Source organism: Actinoplanes sp. NPDC024001, from assembly GCF_040638955.1.
Classification (GTDB): Bacteria; Actinomycetota; Actinomycetes; order Mycobacteriales; family Micromonosporaceae; genus Actinoplanes.
This window is the reverse complement of the sequence record NZ_JBEZZB010000074.1, coordinates 1-22,005: the sequence shown is the minus strand read 5'-3', so window position 1 is coordinate 22,005 and position 22,005 is coordinate 1. Positions and strand designations below refer to the sequence as shown.

Sequence of the window (22,005 nt, the reverse complement as noted above, 5' to 3'; positions counted from 1 at the left end):
GAGTGACGTGATCATAGGAGCCGGGCCGGGCCGGAGTCGTGGGGGTGTAACGCCGAAGATCCGCTGAACGCTCTTTCCAGTGCGAGCGCATCGACAGCGCTCATCCCGCACAGCAAGAGGGGGATCATGTTCCACTCACCGGCATCCGCGCGTACGCGCCTCACCTCGGCGCTGGCACTGGCGGCCGCCGCGTTTGCGACGCTGCTGCCCGCAAGCCCCGCCGCGGCCGCTCCGAGATCCGCCGATCTGGTGGTCGGCCTCACGGCGGATCGGAGCGAGGCCGGTCCGGACGGCGCCACGGTCGTCGTCGACGTCGCGTTACGCAACATCGGCGGAACGAAGGCCTCCGCCGGTGCGCTGAAGCTCGCCCTGCCGGCCGGCGCGACGTTCCGCTACGGCGAGCTGCCGGACGGCTGGACCTGCGACGTCGCCGCGAGCGCCTGTTCCTTCGGGGATGTCGCCGCGGGCACGGCGGCTCCCACCCTGAGCCTGGCGGTCGTCCTCCCGGCGGGCACGCACGGCCAGACGGCGACCATCGCCGTGACGGCGGAAACCCCCAGCCGGGAGTCGTCGAAGACGAACAACACCGCCGCCGTCTCGGTCAGCTACATCGTCCAGCCGGACCTGGCGTTCGAGTGGCGCCCGGAGTCGAGCGACGTGTCGTACCTGGGTGGCATGGGTGCGCGCGCCTTCGTTCAGGCGTTCGCCACCAACATCGGCACGGCGGCGGCGCCCGGCGTGCGCTTCCGGTTCACGCCGCCGGCCGCGGCCACGGTCGACCCCGGCCAGGACTGGACCTGCGACACCTCGGCTCCGGCCTGGACCTGCACCAACGGGCGCACGCTCGGGGCCGGCGAGTCCGCGTACCTGAACCTGACGATCGCGATGCCGGCCGGCACGGTGGGCGACACCGTCACCATGAGCGGATCGGTCTCCACCACGGCGACCGAGCGGTCGCTGAGCAACAACAGCGGTCAGACCTCCTTCCGGTACGTGGTGCCGCGCCCGGCCGACGTCATGGTCACCAGCGTCTCCGCCGTGCCCAGTTACCAGGTGAAGGCGAACGAGGAGTTCGACCTCCACGTCGAGCTGGACAACGCCGGCGGCAGCCCGGCCGAGAACGTCAAGGTCCGGGTCCCGCTGCCCCCGACCGTCCGGGTCGTCTCTCTCCATCCCGAGTCCGCCGATTGGACCTGCACGACAGCGGAGCGGGCCGTCGAGTGCGCCCGCGACAGCGCCTACGACGTGGCGCAGCTCTACAACCGGCTGCGGATGCGGCTGGTCGCCGTTGCGGGCACCCCGGACGGGCCGCTCGACTTCACCGCCACCGTCGCCACGACGAGCCCGGAGGAGAACACCGGGAACAACTCCGCCCAGGGCGGCACCGTCTACTTCGCCGAGGGCACGATGAGCGGCCACGCCTGGCTCGACAACGACCGTGACGGGCAGCGCGACGCCGGCGAGCCGAGCGCGTACGGCAAGGTTGGCAAGATCGAGTTCGTGCTGGAGGGCACCGAGCCGACCTGGGACGTGCCGCGCGGTTACGTCGACGAGAGCGGCGTCTACTCCACCCGGCTCAAGCCCGGCCGGTACGTCGCCAACGTCTACCTGATGGACGGCATCCCGTATGAGTTCACCACCCCGGACGCGGGCGACGACGCCACCGACTCGGACGTGGTCGGCAGCGTCGGCGGCTACTACAACCGCGGCTGGAGCGCCGTCGTGGAGGTCACCGACGCCGGCGACACCGTCGTCGACATCGGTCTCGCGCCGGTTGCCTGACGGGGCCCATCAGTGCGATCTTCGGCCGTGTGAAGCGGGCCGAGATCTACCGTGACGGGGTCACCCTCTGCTGCCTCGACGGAGGGGAGGGTGACCCCGTCGTCCTGCTCCACGGCCTGGCCGGGAGCGCTCAGGAGATGCTGCCCACCGCCGAGTCCCTGATCCGGCGCGGCCACCGGGTCATCGCCGTGGATCAACGCGGGCACGGCCGTTCCACGCGCCGGCCCGCTGATCTGTCCCGGCAGGCCTACGTTCAGGACGTGGTCGCGGTCATCCGCACGCTCACTGCCGGCGAACCGGTGTCGCTGGTGGGCCAGTCGATGGGCGGGCACACGGCGATGCTGGTGGCTGCGGACCACCCCGCGCTGGTGCGCCGGCTGGTGCTGCTGGAAGCGGGGGTCGGCGGAAGCAGCGGCGAGGACTACCCGGCCGAGCTCGAAGCCTGGTTCGCCTCCTGGCCGGTGCCGTTCCCCGGCGCCGCGGCCGCCGCCGAATTCCTGGGCTCGACGCCGATAGCCCGGGCATGGCTCCGCGATCTGGAGGATCGCGGCGACGGACTGTGGCCGCGGTTCGACGCCGACGTCATGCGAAACGCGATCGCGCCGGTGGCGAATGCGGCACGGTGGGCAGAATGGCAGAGAATCACCGCGCCCACCCTGCTCGTTGAGGGAGAGAACGGCATCCTGCCGGATCCTGAGGTCCGGCGGATGCGGGAGCTACGGCCCGGCGCCCGGCACGTCGTCATCCCGGACGCCGGTCATGATGCTCACCTGGAGCAGCACGATGCCTGGGTGCGAGCGCTGAGCGACTTCCTCGACGACGACGACGACGACGCGACGCGACGACGCGACGAGGCGACGCCGCGAGGCGACGACGCGACGATGCGAGAGGGCGGTGAGCGGTGACCCGCTACGTCATCAATCTGAAGGACCTCGACCGGACGCGGATCGACCTCGCCGGCGGCAAGGGCGCCCACCTCGGGCAGCTTTCGCGGATCGACGGCATCCGGGTCCCGCCCGGCTTCTGCGTCACGACCGCCGCCTTCGACCGGATCATCGCCGAGACGCCGGCGCTGCCCGCAGAGCTCGCCCGGCTGGCTGAGCTCGACCCCGGCGACCGGGACGCGATCCGCGACCTCAGCGCGCGGCTGCGCCACACGGTCGAGACGCTGGCCGTGCCGGACGATCTGGCGGCGGAGATCAGCCACGCGCTCGGGGAGGGGACCGCCTACGCGGTGCGGTCCAGCGCGACCGCGGAGGACTCGGCCGCGGCCTCCTTCGCCGGCCAGCACGACACCTACCTCAACGTGATCGGCGAGGCGGCCGTGCTCGACCACGTCCGCCGGTGCTGGGCGTCGCTGTTCGCCGAGCGGGCGGTCACCTACCGGCTGCGCGCCGGGGTCGATCACCACACGGTGCGGATGGCTGTCGTCGTACAGGAAATGGTCTTTCCGACGGCAGCCGGGATCCTGTTCACCGCCGACCCGGTGACCGGCAACCGGCGGGTGACCTCGATCGACGCCGGGTTCGGCCTCGGCGAGGCCCTGGTCTCCGGGTTGGTCAACGCCGACGTCTACCGGGTTCGCGACGGCGCCGTGGTGACCCGCAAGATCGCCGCGAAGCGGCTCGCCATCCACGCCGCGCCCGGCGGCGGCACCGAACACCAGCAGGTCGAGCCGCAGCGCCAGGACCTTCCGGTCCTGCAGGACCCCGAGATCGTACGGCTGGCCGAGCTCGGCCGGGTGGTCGAGGCGCACTTCGGCAGCCCACAGGACATCGAGTGGTGCCGCGACGACGACGGCTTCGCGATCGTGCAGAGCCGGCCGATCACCACGCTGTTCCCGATCCCGGAGGCCGCCGACGACGGCAACCACGTCTACCTCTCGGTCGGCCACCAGCAGATGATGACCGAGGCGATGCGGCCGCTGGGGCTGTCGGTGTGGAAGCTGACCTCCCCGGCGCCCATGGTCGACGCGGGCGGGCGGCTCTTCGTCGACGTCACCCCGCGCCTGACGGATCCGGCCATGGTGCAGGCGATCGAACGCTCGGATCCGCTGATGGGCGACGCGCTGCGGACCGTCGCCGACCGGGAGGGCTTCCTGCCCACGGCGGCCGCACCGCAGGCCGCCCCGGCCGGTGACCGGCCCGAGCCGGAGCCGCTCGCGACCGATCCGGCGATCGTCACCGCCCTGATCGAGGGGATGGTGGCTTCCCTCGACACGTTGCGGCGGGAGATCGGCGCGAGGTCCGGCGCGGAGCTGCTGGAGTTCGTCGAGTCCGACATCCGGGCGATCCGGCGGCAGGTCTTCGAGCCCCGGAACCTGCAGGCGATCATGGCCGGGATGGACGCCACCTGGTGGCTGAACGAGAACCTGCAGACCTGGCTGGGGGAACGGGGCGCGGCCGACACGCTCACCCAGTCCGCCGCGCACAACGTCACCTCGGAGATGGGGCTGGCGCTGCTGGACGTCGCGGACGCGGTCCGCCCGTACCCGGAAGTGATCGCAGTCCTGGAGAGCGCCGCGGACGACGGGTTCCTCGGCGCGCTGCCGCGGCTGCCCGGAGGGCAGCAGGCGCGCGACGCCATCCAGGCCTGGCTCGACGAGTACGGCATGCGCTGCGTCGGCGAGATCGACATCACCCGGCCCCGGTGGAGCGAACACCCCACCGCGATCGTGCCGATGATCCTCAGCAACGTCCGCAACGCCGAACCCGGCGCCCGCGAGCGGCGTTTCGCCCAGGGCCTGCGCGAGGCCCGTGAGAAGGAGCGCGACCTGCTGGCCCGCCTGCGGGAGCTGCCCGGCGGCGAGGCGAAGGCCACCGAGACCAAGCGGATGATCGACCGGGTCCGGACCTTCATCGGCTACCGGGAGTACCCGAAGTACCACCTGGTCAGCCGCTACTTCGTCTACAAGAAGGCGCTGCTGGCCGAAGCCCGCCGCCTGGTCGAGGCCGGCGTCCTGCACGACGCCGAGGACATCTTCTTCCTCACCGTGCCGGAGCTGACGGAGGTCGTGCGTACCCGCCAGGTCGATGACGGGCTGCTGCGCGAACGCCGGCAGGCGTTCGCGCAGTTCCAAGCGCTCACCCCGCCCCGCGTGCTCACGTCGGAGGGCGAAGCCGTCACCGGCGCCTACCGGCGCGCCGACCTGCCGCCCGGCGCGCTGGCCGGCCTGCCCGTCTCGGCCGGCACCGTCGAGGGCCGGGCCCGGGTCGTCCTCGACATGGCCGAGGCCGACCTGGAACCCGGCGACATCCTGGTCACCGCCTACACCGACCCGAGCTGGACGCCGGCGTTCGTCACCGTCGGCGCCCTGGTCACCGAGGTCGGCGGCCTGATGACCCACGGCGCGGTGATCGCCCGCGAGTACGGGCTGCCGGCCGTCGTCGGCGTGGAGAACGCCACCACACTGATCAGCGACCGGCAGCGCATCCGCGTGCACGGCACGGACGGCTACGTCGAGCTGCTCGACTGAGCCACGCCACCGATCAGGCGCGCGCGACCGCGTCGGCGGAGACCGGCTCCAGGGCCGTCTCCAGGATCTCCCGGACGTCGGACACGATGTGAACGGTCAGCGCCGCCCGCACGTCGGCCGGGACGTCGTCCAGGTCCGGCTCGTTGCGTTCGGGCAGGTAGACCTCGGTCAGGCCGGCCCGCTGAGCGGCGAGCAGTTTCTGCTTCACGCCGCCGATCGGCAGCACCCGGCCGGTCAGCGACACCTCGCCGGTCATCCCGACCTCGGCGCGCACGTTGCGGCCCAGCAGCAGCGACACCAGCGCGGTCGTCATCGTGACGCCCGCCGAGGGGCCGTCCTTGGGCACCGCGCCCGCCGGTACGTGCAGGTGGATCGGGTGGTCCAGCTGTTCGGGGGAGATGCCCAGCTCGCCGGCGTGCGCCCGGACCCAGGAGAGGGCGATCTGCGCGGACTCCTTCATCACGTCGCCGAGCTGGCCGGTGACCGACAGGCCTCCGGTGTTGCCGGGCAGCAGGGACGCCTCGATGTAGAGCACGTCACCGCCCATCCCGGTGACCGCCAGGCCGGTGGCGACGCCGGGGACCGCGGTGCGCTCGCCGGACTCCGGCGTGAACCGGGGGCGCCCGATCAGATCCTTCAGGTCGCCGGTGTCGATGGTGGCGGGCAGGTCCCGCAGCGACACCTTGCGGAACGCCTTGGCGAGCAGGCGCTCGAACGACCGCACCCCCGCCTCCCGGGTGTAGTCGGCGGCGATCTCGCGCAGGGCGGCCTCGGTGACCGTCACCTCGCCGGGGGCGAGGGCGGCCCGTTCGAGCTGGCGGGGCACGAGGAAGTCGCGGGCGATGGCGACCTTGTCGTTCGCGGTGTAGCCGTCGATGGTGATCAGCTCCATCCGATCGAACAGCGCCTGCGGGATGGTCTCCAGGACGTTCGCGGTGGCGATGAAGAGCACGTCGGACAGGTCGAGGTCGAGATCCAGGTAGTGGTCGCGGAACGTGTGGTTCTGCGCCGGGTCGAGGACTTCGAGCAGTGCCGCCGCCGGGTCGCCGCGGTAGTCGCTGCCGACCTTGTCCACCTCGTCGAGCAGCACGACCGGGTTCATCGTGCCGGCCTCCTTGATGGCGCGGACGATGCGGCCGGGCAGCGCGCCGACGTAGGTCCGGCGGTGGCCGCGGATCTCCGCCTCGTCGCGGACACCGCCGAGCGCGACCCGGACGAACTTGCGGCCCAGGGTGCGGGCCACCGACTCGCCGAGCGAGGTCTTGCCGACCCCGGGCGGGCCGGCCAGCAGGATCACCGCGCCGGAGCCGCGGCCGCCGACCGTCTCCAGGCCGCGGGACTCGCGGCGGGCGCGGACGCCCAGGTATTCGACGATGCGCTCCTTGACCTCGTCGAGGCCGTGGTGGTCGGCGTCGAGCACCGCCCGTGCCGCGGCCAGGTCGGTGTTGTCGCTGGTGCGGACGTTCCACGGCAGGTCGAGCACGGTGTCGAGCCAGGTCCGGATCCAGGCGGCCTCCGGGTTCTGGTCGCCGGCGCGCTCGAGTTTGCCGGCCTCGCGCAGTGCCGCCTCGCGGACGGCTTCCGGCAGATCGGCGGCCTCGATGCGGGCCGGGTAGTCGTCGGTGCCGTCGGGCTCGCCTTCGCCGAGCTCCTTGCGGATCGCCTTGAGCTGCTCGCGCAGCAGGTATTCGCGGTTGCGCTTCTCGACGTTCTCGCGGACGTCCTTCTCGATCGTGTCGCTGATCTCGGACTCGGCCAGGAAGTCCTTAGTCCACTCGATCAGCAGCCGCAGCCGGGCCTCGACGTCCGGGGTCTCCAGCAGCTCGCGCTTGCGGTCGTTGGACAGATAGGGCGCCCAGCCGGCGGTGTCGGCCAGGTCGCCGGGGTCGTCGATGGCGCTGACCGAGTCGATCACCTGCCACGCCTCGCGGCGCTGCAGGACCGAGACGACCAGCTTCCTGTACGCGTCCGCGAGGTCCCGTACCTCCTCGCTCGGCGCCGCGGGGGTGACCGGCTCGGCCTCGACCCACAGGGCCGCGCCGGGGCCGGTCACCCCGCTGCCGATGCGGGCGCGCGGGCCGGTGCGTAACACGGCGGCCGGTGAGCCGCCGCGGATCCTGCCGACCTGTTCGAGGGTGGCCACCACGCCGTAGGAGGCGTACCGGTCCTCCAGCCGCGGGGCGATCAGCAGCTCGGAGCCGGCCGAGGTGCGGGCCGCGTCGACGGCGGCCTGGGCGGCCTCGTCCAGGACGACGGGGACGACCATGCCCGGAAGCAGGACGACGTCGTCGAGGAACAGCACGGGGAGTCGCTTGCTGGTCACGTTTACCTCCGGGAGGTTGAGTATGACCGGCTCAACCTCGGCGGGGTTCCGGATCTTCCGGCGTTCACTGCGAGCGAACAGCGGCCGTTCCGGCGATGGAGACCGGCTGCCGCGTAATGGGGATGACGGCCGGCGCGGATCACCGTAGGGTCGCTGCCCATGCTCGAGTCACAGCGCGAACCGGTGCCGTTCAACGACGACGACGAGACCGACACGGCACTGGCGTTCCTGTCCTTCAGCCGGTCCTGCGTCCTGAAGAAGCTGGACGGCCTGGACGAGGAGCAGATGCGGCGCCGCCTGGTGGTCTCCGAGACGACGCTGCTCGGGCTGGTGCATCACCTGACCGGCGCCGAGCGGTACTGGTTCGGCTACACGCTGGCCGGCGACGACCGATATGCCGACGTCGACCTGGGCATGACGGTCGCCGACGGGCAGTCCGCCGACCAGGTCATCGCCGGCTATCACGCCGCGATCGCCGACAGCGACGCGCTCATCCGCGCTGTCGGCGACCTCGACGTGCGTACCGCCCAGCCGGTGAACGAGGCGCCCCGCACACTGCGCTGGGTGCTGGCTCACGTGACCGGCGAGACCACCCGGCATGCCGGGCACGCCGACATCCTCCGCGAACTGATCGACGGCGTCACCGGCCGCTGACGGAGCACTGACCGTCCGCGAGGACGTAATGGTTCGGGCCGGTCTGGCGCAGCGTGCGCACGGTGAAGGTGTTCCACAGCCCCATCGCCTGGCCGGACCCGTTGGCGTACGTGTAACCGCCGGACTGCGTGGCCCGCCCCGCGGTGGTGTGCGCGTAGTTGCTCGCGGTGAAACACGGCTGCGCGGTGGGAGACGGCGTGGGCGACACCGTGGGGGAGGGCGACGGCGGGGGCGTGCCGCCGCCCAGTCCCCACGACCGGGCGATGTGGTAGGACGAGCAGATCGAGCTCAGGAAGTACGCGCCCGTCGTGCCGCACTGGTCCTCCGCGCTGCCCGGCGCGACCGGCGTGCCGTGCCCGAGCCCCCGCACCTCGTAGAGCGACACCGCGCTGCGCCCGGTGCTGTCGTGGTAGTTCGTCACCGTGGTCGAACCCGGCAGGCCCGCGGTCGACGACGGCGTCTGCGAGATGCCCCAGACGTTGGTCCACTGGTCGCGCAGTTCGGTGGCGTTCGCCGGGACCACGGTGGTGTCCGCGGTGCCGTGCCAGATGGCGACCCGCGGCCACGGGCCGGTGTATCCGGGGTTCGCCGCCCGGACCAGGTCGCCCCACTGCTTCGGCGTCCTGCTCTGCGCCTGGTACTGGCAGACGGTTCCGCAGTTGTAGGGCAGGCCGGCGACGACCGCGCCACCGGCGAACACGTCCGGGTAGGCGGCGAGCATCACCGCGGTCATCGCCCCGCCCGCGGAGAGACCGGTGACGTAGACCCGGGAGGCGTCCGACCCGTACGTCCTGATGGCGTGATCGACCATCTGCTTGACGGACAGGGCCTCGCCCTGGCCGCGGGCGATGTCGCCCGCGGTGAACCAGTTGAAGCAGGAGAGCGCGTTGTTCGCCGAGGTCTGCTCGGGAAAGACGATCGCCGCCTGATACAGGTCCGCGTACTTGGGCCAGCCGGAGTTGCTGTAGTAGGCGTTCGCGCTCTGCGTGCAGCCGTGCAGGGCCACGATCAGCGGCCGGCCGGCGGGCAGACCGGTGGGGACGTAGGAGTACATGCGCAGGGCGCCGGGGTTGCTGCCGAACGAGCCGACCTGCGTGAGGGTGGCGGCCGCGTTCGCGGGGGAGAGCGGGGACATCGCGAGACCGGCGACGGCCAGCACCGCAGCGAGCAGCGCCGGCCACAACCTTCGGGGATTCATGTCGCGGACGTTACGGCGATGTTAATCAGAGGCCTATGTGGAGCGGATCCACAACCACGCATCCACCTGTGTGGATCGTCAGCCGACGACCTTGCCCGGGTTGAACAGGTTCAGCGGATCCAGCGTCTGCTTCACCGCGACCTGCATCGCCAGAACCGCCGGCGACAGCTCCTGCCGCATCCCGGCCCGTTTCAGCAGCCCACCCCGTGCTCGCCGGTCACCGTGCCACCCATCGCGACCGCCTCGCTCAGCATCTCCTCGAACGCGGCCTGCGCCGCGCGCCTCGCCGCCTCGTCGCCGGCGGCGGCCAGGATCATCGGATGCAGATTGCCGTCACCGGCATGCGCGATCGTCGCGATGGTCACCCCGTGCCGGGCGCCGATCGCTTCGATCGCCAGGAGCATTTCCGGTACGCGGGAGCGCTGCACACAGACGTCCTCCGTGAGTACGGGGCTCAGCCGCTCCAGAGCCGGATAGGCGAGCCGCCGCGCCGCGAACAGCGCCTCCGCCTCGATCTCGTCGGTGGACCGCTCCGCCCACAGCGCCCCGGCCGACCGGAACACCCCGGCCACCGCTGCGGCCTCCTCGTCCCCGGCCGCCCCCGCGGTGTCCAGCTGGGCGAGCAGCAGCGCCGCCGCGTCCGCCTCCAGCCCCAGGTGCTTCCACTCCTCGACGGCCCGCAGACAGGTCCGGTCGAGCAGCTCCAGCGCGGCCGGCAGCAGCCCCGCCCGGGTGACCGCCGCGACCGCCTCACCGGCGGCGACCACGCTGCCGAACGCACCCACCACGGTCCGCGGCGCCTCCCGGCGGGCCGGCCGCAGCCGCAGCGTCACCTCGGTGATCACCCCGAAGGTGCCCTCCGAGCCGGTGAACAGGCCCGCCAGGTCGTAGCCGCTCACGCCCTTCGTGGTGCGCCGGCCGAGCCGCACCACGGTGCCGTAGTCACCGGCCGGGCCGCCCACCGCGGCCTCCATGCCGAGCACGTAGTCGCGGGTCACCCCGTACTTGAGGCAGCACAGCCCGCCCGCGTTGGTGGCGACGTTGCCGCCGATCGTCGACCACGGCGCGCTCGCCGGATCCGGCGGGTACCACAGCCCGTGCGCGGCGACCGCCTTCTTCAGGTCGTCGTTGACCACACCCGGCTGCACGGTCGCGGTCATGTTGTCGGCGTCGATCTCGACGATCCGGTTCATCTTCGACAGGTCGAGGATCATCGCCCCGTCGACCGCGTTCGCCCCGCCGGACAGCCCGGTCCCGGCGCCGCGCGGGACGATCGGGATCTGCCGTTGCGCGCAGGCCCGCACCACCCGCCGCACCTCCTCGGTGCTCCGCGGTCGCACAGCGGCCACGGCCTTGCCGTAGGGCGCCCACTCGGCGTCGTCGTGGCTGAGCGAGGCGAGCACATCGGGGTCCTCGACCACATCCATGGTCCCCAGGCTCTCGGTGATCCCTGCCATCTCCCGACCCTACGGCGACGCCCCCGGTTCCATCGACAGCGATCGCCGTGTCCGCCATCGTGTCCGCGGTGCCGGCCACGGCCGGCCAGGTCGCCGAGCTGCCCAGAGGCAAGCCAGCTCCGCACCCGGCCGGGCTGGCCCGGCTACGCCCGAGGGACAGTACCGGCGCGACTTCTCCGGCTACACCCGGTGCACGGGCGCGGCCTGCCCGCAGAACCCCAACCCCAACTGGAAGGGGAACCTCGCCGGCACGCCCGCCCGCGACGGTCGCCGCAGGTACTTCGACAACCAGGTGTACCGGGCCGCGGAGATCGACTGCCCGACCAACCCGAACGGTCACACCATCGCCTACCTCCAGATCGTCGACGACGCCGGCACGTTCCGCGGCTTCGTCGGCGCGGAGGCGAGCCTCATCCAGCGCCAGTCCGGCGGCGCCTACGTCGGCTCGGAGTTCCTGCTGCGCGCCTGAGCCGCGCCGCTGACGTCACGCACGCCGGATGCGATACCGCAGGTGGGTCGCCTCCGGCGTGTCGATGACCCGCACGATCTCCAGCTCCACCGGCGACGGCAACGTGTCGAACAACCGGCGGCCGCCGCCCAGCAGCACCGGGATCTGGTGGATCTGCACCTCGTCCAGCACGCCCGCCTCGATCGCCCGCTGCCCGGTGTACGCGCCGTGCACCAGCACGTCCCGGTCCCCGGCCGCCTCCTTGGCCTGCCGCATCGCGCTGGCGATCCCGTCGGTCACATAGGTGACCAGCGGATGCTTCGCCGCCGACTCCCCGGCCGGCCGGTGGCTCGGCACGAAGATCGGCATCCCGTGGTGATCGCCACCCCAGTGGTCGACGATCTCCACTGTCCGCCGCCCCGCGACGACGGCGCCGGTCGCGTTGTACTCGGCGAGCATCTCACCGGCCACCCCGCCGGACCGGAAGGTCTCCCCGTCCGGCATCAGCCCCCAGTGGTGCAGCCGGTTGCCGTCCGTCCCACCGAGCCGATCCCCGGCGTCGGCGATGTACCCGTCGAGGGAAACCGACATGTAGAGAACCGCAGCACTCATTTCCGCCTCCGCCTTCTCGTCCCGACATCGCTAAGACCGAACCGGGCGGCGATTCTCATCGCTGACAGGCCCGGCCGCGATGCCGTTCGGCGCGCTGCTGGCCGGCTTGTTCGCCCCGCTGATGACCGGGCAGCCGAACAGGTCGGTGAGCACAGCGCGCTGGTGATCGGTCAGCGGATTGGCGAAGACCGCCACATCGACCCCGGCCGCGCGGCATGCTTCGGCGACTTCGCGTGCTCTGCCCGGGCTCAGCAACGTCCGCCGCGACAACGGCGCGGACATCCTGCTCACGCCGCCGTGTGAGACACCGCGCCGCTGGACATGCCGGCCCACCACCCTGCCGCCGTGCGCCTCCACCATCGACGCGAGCCGATCCAGCGTGGTGCCGAACTCCCTGTCCTTGCCCGAGAACAGCCCGACAAGCGCCACCGCGGCTCCCGCCAGCCGGTCCTCATCCGTCCGCACCCGCGCATCGTTGCAGATCACCTCCCCGCCGGTACACAGGACTGTCCCGTGAACGGCCGAACCACTCGGCTGACCGCCAGCGTCGCCTCAGGCCGGCCAGGGCAGCCCTCAGGCGCAGCCGGACGACCCGGCTGGCGGCCAGTGTCGTGTCGGGCCGGCCGAGGCAGCTCTGAGGTGCAGCCGGACGACCCGGCTGGCGGCCAGCGTCGTGTCGGGCCGGCCGAGGCAGCTCTGAGGTGCAGCCGGACGACCCGGCTGGCGGCCAGTGTCGTGTCGGGCCGGTCGAGGCAGCTCTGAGGTGCAGCCGGACGACCCGGCTGGCGGCCAGTGTCGTGTGGGGCCGGTCGAGGCAGCTCTGAGGTGCAGCCGGGCGATCCGGCTGGCGGTCAGTGTCGTGTGGGGCCGGCTGGGGCGGCTCTGAGGTGCAGCCGGGTGGGCTGGCTGGCGGTCAGTGTCGAGTCGGGCCGGCCGGGGCGGCTCTGGGGTGCAGCCGGAGGGACCGGCTGGGCGTTAGGGCTGTCTGCACGCGCTCAGAACAGCACTGGGAGCCAGCTGGCCGTGATCGGCGTGCGCTCACGAGCGGGAGACTCACCGCCGCACTTCCTCACGTGCGGTGCTGGGGGGTGAGCCGGGCGGCGAGGAACTTCGGGGCCAGCTCGCGGTAGCTGTCGGTGATCAGCTCGGCGATCTCGGTCCAGTCGGTGTGGTCACCGAGGATCGCGGCGGCGACGTTGGTGCCCCAGGGAGCGCGGAAGAACGGGAAGCCCGCCGCGGTCAGGCCGAGCAGGTCGTCGGCGGGCACGCGGAACGTCATCACGGTCGGCGCCTCGCCGTCGACCAGGTGCCGCGCGTAGACCGGGGACCGCTCCAGGTCCGGCGTGTAGACGTGGGCGACGGTCCGCGCACGGATCCGCCAGCGGACGCCGATCCACGCCGGCTCCTCATGCGTCTCGGGCAACCGCCGGCAGATCGGTCGAAGCCGGTCGAGGATCTCCGATGGCACGTCTCCGGGGCCGGACATGGGCCGACTGTAGCGGTCACCGGCGAAACCTCGCCGCCCCCGGCGTGCGATCATGCTGCACTCGGCGGAGAAGGGCAGGAACCGGAGCGTGAGTGTGCGTCGTTGGATCGTCGGGTGTCTCGTCCTGGCCGCCCTGCAGGGGTGCGCCGCCGAACCCGCGCCGCCGCCGCCCTGGACCGGCATCGGAGGCACCTGCCCGAAAGTGACCGCGCCGGCGTTCGCCGAGATCGGGGTCGGCATTTTGGACTGGACCAACCTCAGCGACGCCACATACACCGTCCATTGTCGTTACGGCGAAGAAGACGCGCCCGCCGCGTTCGGAGTGCAATTCTCCATCAATAGGAACAACCGGCGATATACCCACAAGGAAGTCGAGATGATGGTGGGCCGGCCGGAGGAAGAGGACGGCTGGGTCGGCGCTGTCGAGCTGCCCGACGTAGGCGTCCCGGCGGTGGGCTTTCTGGAGGAGAAGATCGGGATCCGGGCCTGGTCCGAGAACGCCATGGTCACAGCCGGATTCAGCAATCTCCCCGAGGAGATGGCGACGCTGGACTCCCGCGCTGACGACTTGACGGCCCTGCTGACGGACCTGCTGGCCGGCTTACGGCGATAGCGCCGGGCCCGTACTCCGCGGCGGGAACGCGAGCAATGGGACATCTTCGTATTGAAGACCGCATCGCGCCGTTCCCGGCAATGCCCGGCGTCTCGATGCGGAATGGCGCTCGTCGAAAGTGCCACATCGCTATGGCGCCCAGCGTCCCGCCTACCGCGTCCGGTGGCGGGCGATCTGAGATCAGCGCACCAGCGCGTCGTACACCGTTGCGAATCGCACGCGCCGCTGCGCGTAATGCTCGACGTGGGCGGGCCGCGGCTCATAGGTCACGCCGGTGGCGCGAGGTGCCCGCGGGACGCCGGGCGCCAGCACGTCGAGCGCGAGCAGTGCGGTGCCGCGCTGCGTGGCGCGCCGCCGGGTCACATGCGTGACGGGCCGCCCGAGTACGTCCGCGAGCACCTGGAGCCATTCCGGCTGGTCGTTGCTGACCCGCCCGGACGCCGCGACCTCCAGAACCTCCGGGGCGGCCGGACGCAGCTCGTCGGCCACCCGCGCGTACGTCATGGCCACACCCTCGACGATCCCGCGGAACATGAGGTCGGCGTCCGTGGCGGCGGACACCCCACCGAAGATCGCACGGGCCCCACCGACCCAGCCGGGCGCGCGTTCACCGGTGAGATACGGCAGCACCAGCGGCGTACCGTCGCTGGGCGGTGCGGCGAGGACCGGCGCGAGCGCCGGGCTGAGCCGCAACGTGCTCTGCGCCCAGCTGATCGCGCGACCGACGTCGTTGATCGCCCCGCCGAGCAGGGTGCGTCCCGCGCCGACCCGGTAGTTCCACAAGCCGAACGGCAGCGGATCGGCCGGGCCGTCGAGCAGCACCCGCAGCGCGCCGCTGGTGGCGGTCGCCGCGGTGAGCACCGTGGCGTCGACCGCCCCGGCCCCGATGTTGCTGGCGAAGCCGTCGGTGATGACGGGGAACCACACGGCCCGGGCGAGAGCGGGCCAGCGTGCCGGGGCCGCCGCGGCTGCCGGCTCCGTCATGTCCCGCGGCGGCGAGAGCTGCCCGGCCCCGATCCCCGCGGCGGCGAGCAGTTCGGTGTCGAACTCACCGGTACGACGGTCGAGCAGCCCGGTCCACGCCACCGTGGACGTCCCGGCGAGCGGGAGCCCGATCAGCCGGGCCAGGATGTACTCGCCCAGGGACCACCAGGCCGCCGCCTCGGCGACGACGCGTGGCTGGCTGCTCGCGAGCCAGCGCAGCCGCGGCGCGTGGTAGCTCGTGTGCAGCCGTGTCCCGGTGCGCTGCTGCACCGCCTGCTCGTCCAGTTCGTCCCGTAGTGCCGTCACCGCGCCCGCGCTGCGCGAGTCGGCGTAGGTCACGCACGGGGTGAGCGCGCGCCCGGCCGCGTCGACCGCGATCAGCGAGGCGGCGAAGGTGTCCATCGCGACGCCGGCGATGCGGGTGCCCAGTCGCGGGTCGCCGGTCACCGCGTCGAGGACCTGCCCGACCTCCGCGGTCACCTGCTCGGGGTCGATGACCGAGGTGCCGTCGGGCGCGACGGTGAAGGCGTGCGGCACCTTGTGCTGCAGGCCGTGAACCCGCCGGCCGGACGCGTCGTGCACGCCGCCGCGGGTGGCCGTGGACCCGATGTCCAGCGCGAGCACCAGCGGGTCCAGCGCCGCGTGGAGGGCGACGTCGTCGTCGGTCCGGGTCATCCGCCAACCCTAACCGTGATCATCGAACGAGACACGGCGACGCCCCAGCCGCAGAGGGATCGGCTGGGGCGTCGCCTTGGGGGTCTTCTCAGTAACCGAAGTTCTGGGTGTAGTACGGGGTGCCGCTGGCCGCGAACACCGCGCCGACACCGACCGTCTTCGACGCGCAGTTGAGGATGTTGGTGCGGTGACCCGGGCTCTTCATCCAGCCCTCGACCACCTGCGCGGCGCTGCGGTAGCCCCACGCGATGTTCTCGGCGGACGGCTGGGCGTACCCGGCGGCCTTCGAGCGGCTCGCGAAGTTCGAGCCGGCGCGGCCGGTGTGCGAGAAGTCGCCGGTCTGGGCCATCCAGGAGCTGTGCTCGCGGGCGGCCTCGGTGAGCCGGGCGTCGACGGTCAGGTCGGCGCAGCCGTGCGCGGCGCGCTCCACGTTCACCAGGCGGTTGATCTCGGTCTGCAGGGCGGTCTCGCTGGCCTTCGCCGGGGCGGCTTCGGCGGGGCTGGCGATCATCGTGGCGGCGCCGACGGCGGCCGGGGTGAGGATGACGGCCAGGGCGAAGCGGCGAAGAACGTTGCGCAAGAAGGTCCCTTTCGTAGATCTCGTTGCTTGCACCGTTCTGTTCGGCCCGCCCCCGGCCGCCCGGATTAGCGACGTGGTGCGTGATCGTCGCAGGCTGGTTGCCGGGATCAGGGGAGCGGAATCCGCCGCCAGGTCAGTCCGTCCCGGGACAGGTACGGCTCCGTCGGGGAAAGCACCAGGTAAGGCTCGGCGGCGTCTCGCGAGGTGACCTGCGTCTGCCGTGGCTCGGCCGGATATCCGGGCAGGCTCACCGGCTCATATCGGCCGCCGGCGCGCCCGGCGAGGAGCCCCGCGCCGGTGGTGACGATGTGCGTGCCGTCGGCGGCGACGAACCCCGGTTTCTGCTGGAACTCGCGCAGGGTGACGGCCGGGCTCCAAGCCTTCCCGCCGTCGGCGGTGTACCGCACGTCCACCACGCCGTCCGAGCGGTAGGTCATGGCGTACGCCGTCCCGTCGGGGCCGGCGGCCACCTGCGGCAGGTAGTTCTCGGCGGTCCGGCCGCCGCCCTTGAGCACGGCCGGGACGCCGTCGGTGAAGACGTGGGTCTCCCAGGTACGCCCGGCGTCGGAGCTGCTTGCCACCGCGGGTTTCTTCGTGGCCGGGTCCACCCCGGGAACCCAGATCCGGCCGTCGAGCGGCACGTTGACCCGCTGCTGCCATCCCGGGAGGACCGTGATGCCGGTGGGCTGGGTGGCCAGCGGGGCGAACCGGCCGGTGGTCGCGCTCACCGCGGCGACCCGGCAGCTCGTCAGGTTCAGCCGGTCGCAGTCGACGGGCTGGGTACCGGCCGGCACCACGTCCACCGGTTCGGTGTCGATCGTGGTTTCGTGCCAGCTCCGGGCGCCGTCCAGGGTCACCCACAGCCGCTCGGACGGCGTGGGCGGGGAAGTGGCGAGCGCGTCGACGGCGACCGTTCGCACGTTCCAGGCGAGGATCCCCCGGCCCAGCGAAAAGAGTGACACCAAGCGCGAGCTGTCGGTTCCCGTCGCTTCGGGCGGTTCGGCGCGGCGCAGCCAGGTGTCGCCGCCGTCCCCGGAGGCGTGCAGCTCCATGGCACAGGTGTCGCAGGGCAGGACGATGCTGTAGAGGGTGCTTCCCGCGCTCACCACCAGGCCCATCCGCGGCCGGCCGTCGTTCACCACCGGTGGCGGAGACGCCACCGGGCCGGTTCGGGTCGCGTACCCGAGACCGGAAATGGTCAGCACCGTGACGAGCAGCGCCGCGCTGGACGCGGTGACGGCCCGGCGGCGGCGCACCCGGCGCGCGCGCCCGCGTACGGTGGCGAAATCAGGCTGGCGCACCGCATCGCCGACATCGGACCGCAGGCGGGAGAAGTGTGTCTCAAGCATGACGTATCTCCTCGGGCAGCGCAGCGGGCTCGTCGTCGGCGAGGAGCCGGGCGAGACTGGCCCGGCCGCGGGCCAACCGGGCCTTGACCGTGCCGACCGGGACCTCGAGGGTGGCGGCGACCTCGGCGACCGACAGGTCGGCCAGGTAGTGCAGCACCACCGCCTCGCGGGTCGGTGGCGCGAGCCGCCGCAGTGCGGCGAGCAGCGCCACCCGGTCCGCCGACAGCCCCGGGACGGCAGCCGGTGACGCCGGGATGCGACCGGAACGGATCAGCCGATCGAACAGCCACCGCCGGCGGTACCGGCTCCGCGCGACGTTGAGGGCGACCACCCGCAGCCAGCGCTCGGCGTCGTCGGCCCGCACGAAGGACCCCGGCGAGGCCAGCACCCGGGCGAACGCCTCGTGCACGGCGTCCTCCGCTTCGGCGAGGTCACCGACCAGGCCGAAGATCTGAGTCACCAGCCGCCGGTAGTAGGCCTCGTAGGCCTGCCGCACTGCCTCCTCGGCATCCACGCACCCTCCTCGTGGTCGACGGTCATGAGGAAGGACCACCGGCACGGTCGTGCGGTTGCATCGGTGTCGATTGTTCCTCGGCCCGCCGGGGCCGGTTGGGTGCGCTCGGCGCCGTGCGCCGGCTCAGCGCCAGGTGTGCTGCGGCTCGTATCCGAGAATGCGCCGCGCCTTGTCGATGGAGAGCAGGGTCTCGTGCTCGCCCAGCTCCTTGGTCACCGGGACGTCCGGGTAGACCTCGGCCGCGAGGCTCGCCGACGAGCGGCTCATCACCGTGTCCGCGTTGGCGATGATGAAGATCTCCACGCCGGTGGCGTCGTGGGCGAGCGCCTTGCGGACCGCCTGCGCGCCGTCACGGGCGTCGATGTAACCCCACAGATTCCATTTGCGCAGGTGCGGGTCGGAATCGAACGAGGGGAATTCCGCGTAGTCCTCGGGATCCATGACGTTCGAGAACCGCAGCCCGATCATCTTCAGCGCTGGATCCCACCGGCAGAACTGCGCCGCCATGGCCTCTTCCAGATGCTTGGCCAGGGCGTACCGGGATTCCGGGCGGGCCGGGTATTCCTCGTCCAGCGGAATGTAGGGCGGCGGGGTGTCGAACGGGATGCCGAGCAGCGTCTCACTCGAGGCCCAGACCACGTTGGTGATGCGGGCCGCCTTGGCGGCGGCGAACACGTTGTACGTCGCGGTGATGTTGTTCTGGAAAGTCGCGGCGTTGCCGGTCAGTCCGGGAGCCGGAATGGCGGCGAGGTGCACGACCGCCTCGATCCGGTCGTAACGGTCGTCGATCGCGGTGAGCGCCTCGATCGTCTGCCCGTAATCGGTGAGGTCGATACGGATGTCCGGCCGCTGGGCGGCGGCATCCAGATTGATCACCTCGTTGCCGTGCTCGCGCAGGTCGGCGACGACGGCCCGGCCCAGTTTGCCGCTGCCTCCGGTGACGGCGATCCGCATGACGACCTCCCGTGATTCAGTCGAGACAGAACTCGTTGCCCTCGACATCCTGCATCACCAGGCAGGACTCGTTCTCCTCATCCGCTTCCAGCAGCCGCACCCGGGTGGCGCCGAGCGCGACCAGGCGGGTGCCCTCGGTCTCCAGCGCGGTCACGCGCTCCTGACCCTTGAGACCGACCCCCACGCGTACGTCGAGGTGCACGCGGTTCTTGACGACCTTGCCCTCGGGAACCCGCTGGAAGTAGAGCCGCGGGCCCACACCGGTGGGGTCGGTGCACGCGGACCACGACTCGTCGTCGTCGGCGGCACGGACGTACCCCAGCACCTCGCTCCAGAAGCGGGCGACACGCTGGGGCTCCGCACAGTCGAAGGTGATCTGGACCTGCTTGACCGACGCCATGGTCACACCATAGATCGGTGATCATCTGGGGTCAGAACTGGCCCTGGGTCATCCTGTACCAGGTAGGGATGATCATGGTCAGCGTCATCAGTGCGAGCACCGCGGCCGCGGTGAGCACGCGCCGGGTGGTGAGCGGCGCCGATGCGATCGGTCGCCGGTTCGACCGGCCCACCGCGATGAACACGGCGACCGCGGCCAGCACCAGGTTCACCGGCACCAGCATCCATTCGTCGCGCACCAGGTGGAAGCCGGCGGCCAGCACCATGGTCAGGGCCAGTCCGGCGGCGGAGACCTGGGTCAGCCACGGCTTGACCCGGGTGAGGGCCGGCAGGAACAGGCCGATGCCTCCGAGCACCTCAGCGACCCCGATGACGACGATCAGCGGTTGCGGCACCGCGGCGTACCAGGCCACCGACTGGGGCGCCGCCGCGTAGAGGGTGGTGTCGTAGAGCAGCACCTTGCCGAACCCGCTGCCGGCGAAGAAGAAGCCCCACACGATCTGCAGCGCCCAGAGCGCGCCGTCGAGGGTGAAGCGGACGCGGGGCGGGGCGGTGGCGATGACGTTCGCGTTCATGGTGGTCTCCTGTCCGAGTGGCTGAGGACCTCAGCTTCGCGGCCGGGACCACGGAGTCACATCCGTGCTCACCACGGAACGGCCCACGGAACAGCCATATGATCAGCGGCATGGCACTGCGGCTCGCTCACGTGAACCTCAAGGCGCGAGACGCCGCGGCGCTCGGCCGGTTCTGGGCGGCGGCGCTCGGCTGGGAGATCTTCAGCGAGGGTCCCGGTGCGACGGCTGTCGGGCCGGCCGGCTTCGTCTGGCCGGACCCGGTGGCCTTCTGCGTCGACGTCATCGCCGTCCCGGACCCGGCGCCCGGGAAGGGCCGCGTCCACCTTGACCTCGCCACCACCTCGGCGGCCCACCAGGCGGAGCTGGTCGCGCGCCTGACGGGTCTCGGCGCCAGGCCCGCCGACGTCGGGCAGGGCGACGTCCCGTGGACCGTGCTGGCCGACCCGGAAGGCAACGTGTTCTGCGTGCTGGAGCCCCGGGAGGTCTACCGGGACACCGGGCCGATCGCCGCGGTCGTGGTCGACTGCGCGGACCCGCGGACCATGGCCCGGTTCTGGCACGAGGCGCTGGGCTGGACCCCGCACGAGGTGGGCGACGACTTCGCGCGGCTGCGTTCCGCCGCGAACGTCGGCTCGTACCTGGAGTTGCTGCGCACGCCCGGCGCGACCGGCGCCCCCAGCCGTCTCCACCTCGATCTGCTGCCGCACCCCGACGGGCAGAAGGCGGAAGTGGACCGGCTGCTGGCACTGGGCGCCACCGAGGCCCGGACCGATCAGGGCGAATTCCCGTGGCGGGTCCTGGCCGACCCGGAGGGCAACGAGTTCTGCGTCCTCGCCCCGCACTGAGGCCACCCTCGTCACAGAGCGGTAGCACCCGCGGGCATGTCCAGGCGCGGCAGCGACGGCCAACGGTCGCTCGCCCAGTGATGCCAGCTGGCGAAGCCCACTGGGGGCGCGGGTGGCGGAGCGCAGCTGAGTTCCTCCGCGGTGGGCGGATGGAACTGGGAGAGGTAGAGGTCGTGGTCCGCCTCGGTCATCGCGAACGAGGTCTCGGGGGATTCGAGCGTGCGGCGACGGGCCCGGGCCCGGCGTTCCGGCTCGTCGAGTGCGACGTATCGCAGGTCGAAATCGGCGCCGGCGGCCTCGGCGATCACGCGGATCGCATAGCGCTCCTCGCTCGTCCAGCAGCCGAAGTCGAGGATGACGGACGCTCCGCCGCGGAGCACCTCGTGGGCGGTCCAGATCATCCGGCCCTCGAGGATCGACCGCCGGCCGTCGGCTTCGTTGTGGCCGAAGAGCGGGGCCATCCACTCGTCCGGGGTGAGCCGGAGCGCACGCTGTTCCTGCGCCAGCTGCCTGGCCAGCGTTGTCTTTCCGGCGCCCGGCAAACCGACCGTCAGGTAGAGCGTGGGCTTTCCCGTCACAGCTCAGAGCTTCTCATCACGGGCGGTCGGGCGCGGCGCAGCCCGGCGGCGGGCTCGCCGGTCATCAGTTCCGCGACGAGCAGGCGGGCCACGGTAGGGGCGAAGGTGATGCCCGCGTGCAGGACCGCCACGTAGCGGCCGGGGCGGACCGCGCCGACGATCGGGCCGGCGGCGGGCATCGGGCGGTGCACCACGCCGTAGGTGAGGGGTCGCAGTCGCCCGTCGAAGCGGAACATCGCGCGGAACCGCCGCAGGCAGCGCTCGGCCAGGGCGTCCGCGTCGGCATCCCGGGTCCACCGGGCCGCGATCAGGTAGCGGCCGGGGCGGACCTCCCGTACGTCGAAGTCGGGTGTGGAGAGCACGGCCCGGATCAGGCCCGGCGGGCCGGCGAACCGCAGGCCGAAGGCGGGCGAGGCCGCGACCGGAAGGTCGGCGCCGGCCAGCGCCGCGGTGGCGGCGCCGGCCGGGAAGATCACCGCGGCCCCGACCGCGGCGATGGCGGGG

The 22,005-nt window shown here is 72.0% G+C and carries 21 protein-coding genes and 1 pseudogene; 7 read left to right on the top strand and 15 right to left on the bottom strand.

What is annotated here, in order from left to right; all coding sequences use genetic code 11:
* The first annotated feature begins 126 nt into the window (after positions 1–126).
* Genes AB0F81_RS27050 through rph form a run of 3 tightly spaced genes read left to right on the top strand, consistent with a single transcriptional unit; the run spans position 127 to position 5,257 of the window.
* Positions 127–1,782: a hypothetical protein gene (locus AB0F81_RS27050; RefSeq protein ID WP_360201602.1), complete on the top strand. Its 1,656-nt coding sequence runs from the start codon at positions 127–129 to the stop codon at positions 1,780–1,782.
* A 29-nt stretch (positions 1,783–1,811) separates the two neighbouring features.
* Entirely contained in the window at positions 1,812–2,687 is an 876-nt protein-coding gene (locus AB0F81_RS27045) for an alpha/beta hydrolase (RefSeq protein ID WP_360201600.1), read from the top strand.
* Positions 2,684–5,257 (top strand): rifamycin-inactivating phosphotransferase, encoded by a 2,574-nt coding sequence (gene rph, locus AB0F81_RS27040; protein WP_360201598.1) that lies wholly within the window; start codon positions 2,684–2,686, stop codon positions 5,255–5,257. The genes AB0F81_RS27045 and rph overlap by 4 nt, the downstream gene beginning before the upstream one ends.
* 13 nt (positions 5,258–5,270) lie before the next feature.
* On the opposite strand, the gene lon is transcribed toward rph, so the two are convergent.
* Positions 5,271–7,580 carry an endopeptidase La gene (gene lon / locus AB0F81_RS27035; RefSeq protein WP_360201596.1) on the bottom strand — a complete coding sequence of 770 codons (2,310 nt, stop codon included), beginning with the start codon at positions 7,578–7,580 and terminating at the stop codon, positions 5,271–5,273.
* Between the two features lie 159 nt (positions 7,581–7,739).
* On the opposite strand from lon, the gene AB0F81_RS27030 reads away from it, so the two are divergent.
* Entirely contained in the window at positions 7,740–8,234 is a 495-nt protein-coding gene (locus AB0F81_RS27030) for a DinB family protein (RefSeq protein ID WP_360201594.1), read from the top strand.
* Here the strand turns inward: AB0F81_RS27030 and AB0F81_RS27025 are convergent.
* Together AB0F81_RS27025 and AB0F81_RS27020 are read right to left on the bottom strand one after the other, a co-directional pair.
* Positions 8,221–9,432 (bottom strand): PHB depolymerase family esterase, encoded by a 1,212-nt coding sequence (locus AB0F81_RS27025; RefSeq protein WP_360201592.1) that lies wholly within the window; start codon positions 9,430–9,432, stop codon positions 8,221–8,223. The genes AB0F81_RS27030 and AB0F81_RS27025 overlap by 14 nt on opposite strands.
* A gap of 78 nt (positions 9,433–9,510) precedes the next feature.
* Positions 9,511–10,889, bottom strand: a pseudogene (locus AB0F81_RS27020) (FAD-linked oxidase C-terminal domain-containing protein).
* A gap of 292 nt (positions 10,890–11,181) precedes the next feature.
* Here AB0F81_RS27020 and AB0F81_RS27015 point away from each other — a divergent pair.
* Positions 11,182–11,358 carry a hypothetical protein gene (locus AB0F81_RS27015; RefSeq protein WP_360201590.1) on the top strand — a complete coding sequence of 59 codons (177 nt, stop codon included), beginning with the start codon at positions 11,182–11,184 and terminating at the stop codon, positions 11,356–11,358.
* 15 nt (positions 11,359–11,373) lie between these two features.
* Here AB0F81_RS27015 and AB0F81_RS27010 read toward each other — a convergent pair whose 3' ends face one another.
* The 3 genes from AB0F81_RS27010 to AB0F81_RS27000 all read right to left on the bottom strand — a co-directional run bounded on the left by AB0F81_RS27010 (position 11,374) and on the right by AB0F81_RS27000 (position 13,435).
* Positions 11,374–11,949 (bottom strand): dihydrofolate reductase family protein, encoded by a 576-nt coding sequence (locus AB0F81_RS27010; RefSeq protein ID WP_360201588.1) that lies wholly within the window; start codon positions 11,947–11,949, stop codon positions 11,374–11,376.
* Positions 11,950–11,979: 30 nt separating this feature from the next.
* Positions 11,980–12,435 carry a hypothetical protein gene (locus AB0F81_RS27005; protein ID WP_360201586.1) on the bottom strand — a complete coding sequence of 152 codons (456 nt, stop codon included), beginning with the start codon at positions 12,433–12,435 and terminating at the stop codon, positions 11,980–11,982.
* A gap of 583 nt (positions 12,436–13,018) precedes the next feature.
* Positions 13,019–13,435 (bottom strand): MmcQ/YjbR family DNA-binding protein, encoded by a 417-nt coding sequence (locus AB0F81_RS27000; RefSeq protein WP_360201584.1) that lies wholly within the window; start codon positions 13,433–13,435, stop codon positions 13,019–13,021.
* A gap of 88 nt (positions 13,436–13,523) precedes the next feature.
* Here AB0F81_RS27000 and AB0F81_RS26995 point away from each other — a divergent pair, with 88 nt between their 5' ends.
* The gene (locus AB0F81_RS26995; protein WP_360201582.1) at positions 13,524–14,048 is read left to right on the top strand and encodes a hypothetical protein; all 525 of its coding nucleotides are present in this window, start codon (positions 13,524–13,526) and stop codon (positions 14,046–14,048) included.
* A 180-nt stretch (positions 14,049–14,228) separates the two neighbouring features.
* Here AB0F81_RS26995 and AB0F81_RS26990 read toward each other — a convergent pair whose 3' ends face one another.
* From AB0F81_RS26990 to AB0F81_RS26960, 7 genes are all read right to left on the bottom strand, one after another.
* Positions 14,229–15,707 (bottom strand): gluconokinase, encoded by a 1,479-nt coding sequence (locus AB0F81_RS26990; RefSeq protein ID WP_360201580.1) that lies wholly within the window; start codon positions 15,705–15,707, stop codon positions 14,229–14,231.
* Positions 15,708–15,795: 88 nt separating this feature from the next.
* Positions 15,796–16,287 (bottom strand): CAP domain-containing protein, encoded by a 492-nt coding sequence (locus tag AB0F81_RS26985; protein ID WP_360201578.1) that lies wholly within the window; start codon positions 16,285–16,287, stop codon positions 15,796–15,798.
* Positions 16,288–16,394: 107 nt separating this feature from the next.
* A complete protein-coding gene (locus AB0F81_RS26980) occupies positions 16,395–17,636 on the bottom strand; it encodes a sialidase family protein (RefSeq protein ID WP_360201577.1) in 1,242 nt (413 codons plus the stop codon).
* Positions 17,629–18,150, bottom strand: coding sequence for an RNA polymerase sigma factor (locus AB0F81_RS26975; protein WP_360201575.1), 522 nt, complete (start codon positions 18,148–18,150; stop codon positions 17,629–17,631). Before AB0F81_RS26975 ends, AB0F81_RS26980 begins: the two co-directional genes overlap by 8 nt.
* A 123-nt stretch (positions 18,151–18,273) precedes the next feature.
* Positions 18,274–19,104, bottom strand: coding sequence for an NAD(P)-dependent oxidoreductase (locus tag AB0F81_RS26970; protein WP_360201573.1), 831 nt, complete (start codon positions 19,102–19,104; stop codon positions 18,274–18,276).
* A 16-nt stretch (positions 19,105–19,120) separates the two neighbouring features.
* On the bottom strand, positions 19,121–19,504 hold the full coding sequence (locus AB0F81_RS26965) for a VOC family protein (RefSeq protein WP_360201572.1): 384 nt from the start codon (positions 19,502–19,504) through the stop codon (positions 19,121–19,123).
* Positions 19,505–19,535: 31 nt separating this feature from the next.
* A complete protein-coding gene (locus AB0F81_RS26960) occupies positions 19,536–20,078 on the bottom strand; it encodes a DoxX family protein (protein WP_360201570.1) in 543 nt (180 codons plus the stop codon).
* Positions 20,079–20,188: 110 nt separating this feature from the next.
* On the opposite strand from AB0F81_RS26960, the gene AB0F81_RS26955 reads away from it, so the two are divergent.
* Entirely contained in the window at positions 20,189–20,923 is a 735-nt protein-coding gene (locus AB0F81_RS26955; RefSeq protein ID WP_360201569.1) for a VOC family protein, read from the top strand.
* A gap of 11 nt (positions 20,924–20,934) precedes the next feature.
* Here the strand turns inward: AB0F81_RS26955 and AB0F81_RS26950 are convergent, their stop codons facing one another.
* Both AB0F81_RS26950 and AB0F81_RS26945 read right to left on the bottom strand, forming a co-directional pair.
* A complete protein-coding gene (locus AB0F81_RS26950; protein WP_360201567.1) occupies positions 20,935–21,501 on the bottom strand; it encodes an ATP-binding protein in 567 nt (188 codons plus the stop codon).
* Positions 21,498–22,005: hypothetical protein (locus AB0F81_RS26945; RefSeq protein ID WP_360201565.1), on the bottom strand; the 508-nt coding region annotated here is incomplete at its 5' end. The genes AB0F81_RS26950 and AB0F81_RS26945, both read right to left, overlap by 4 nt.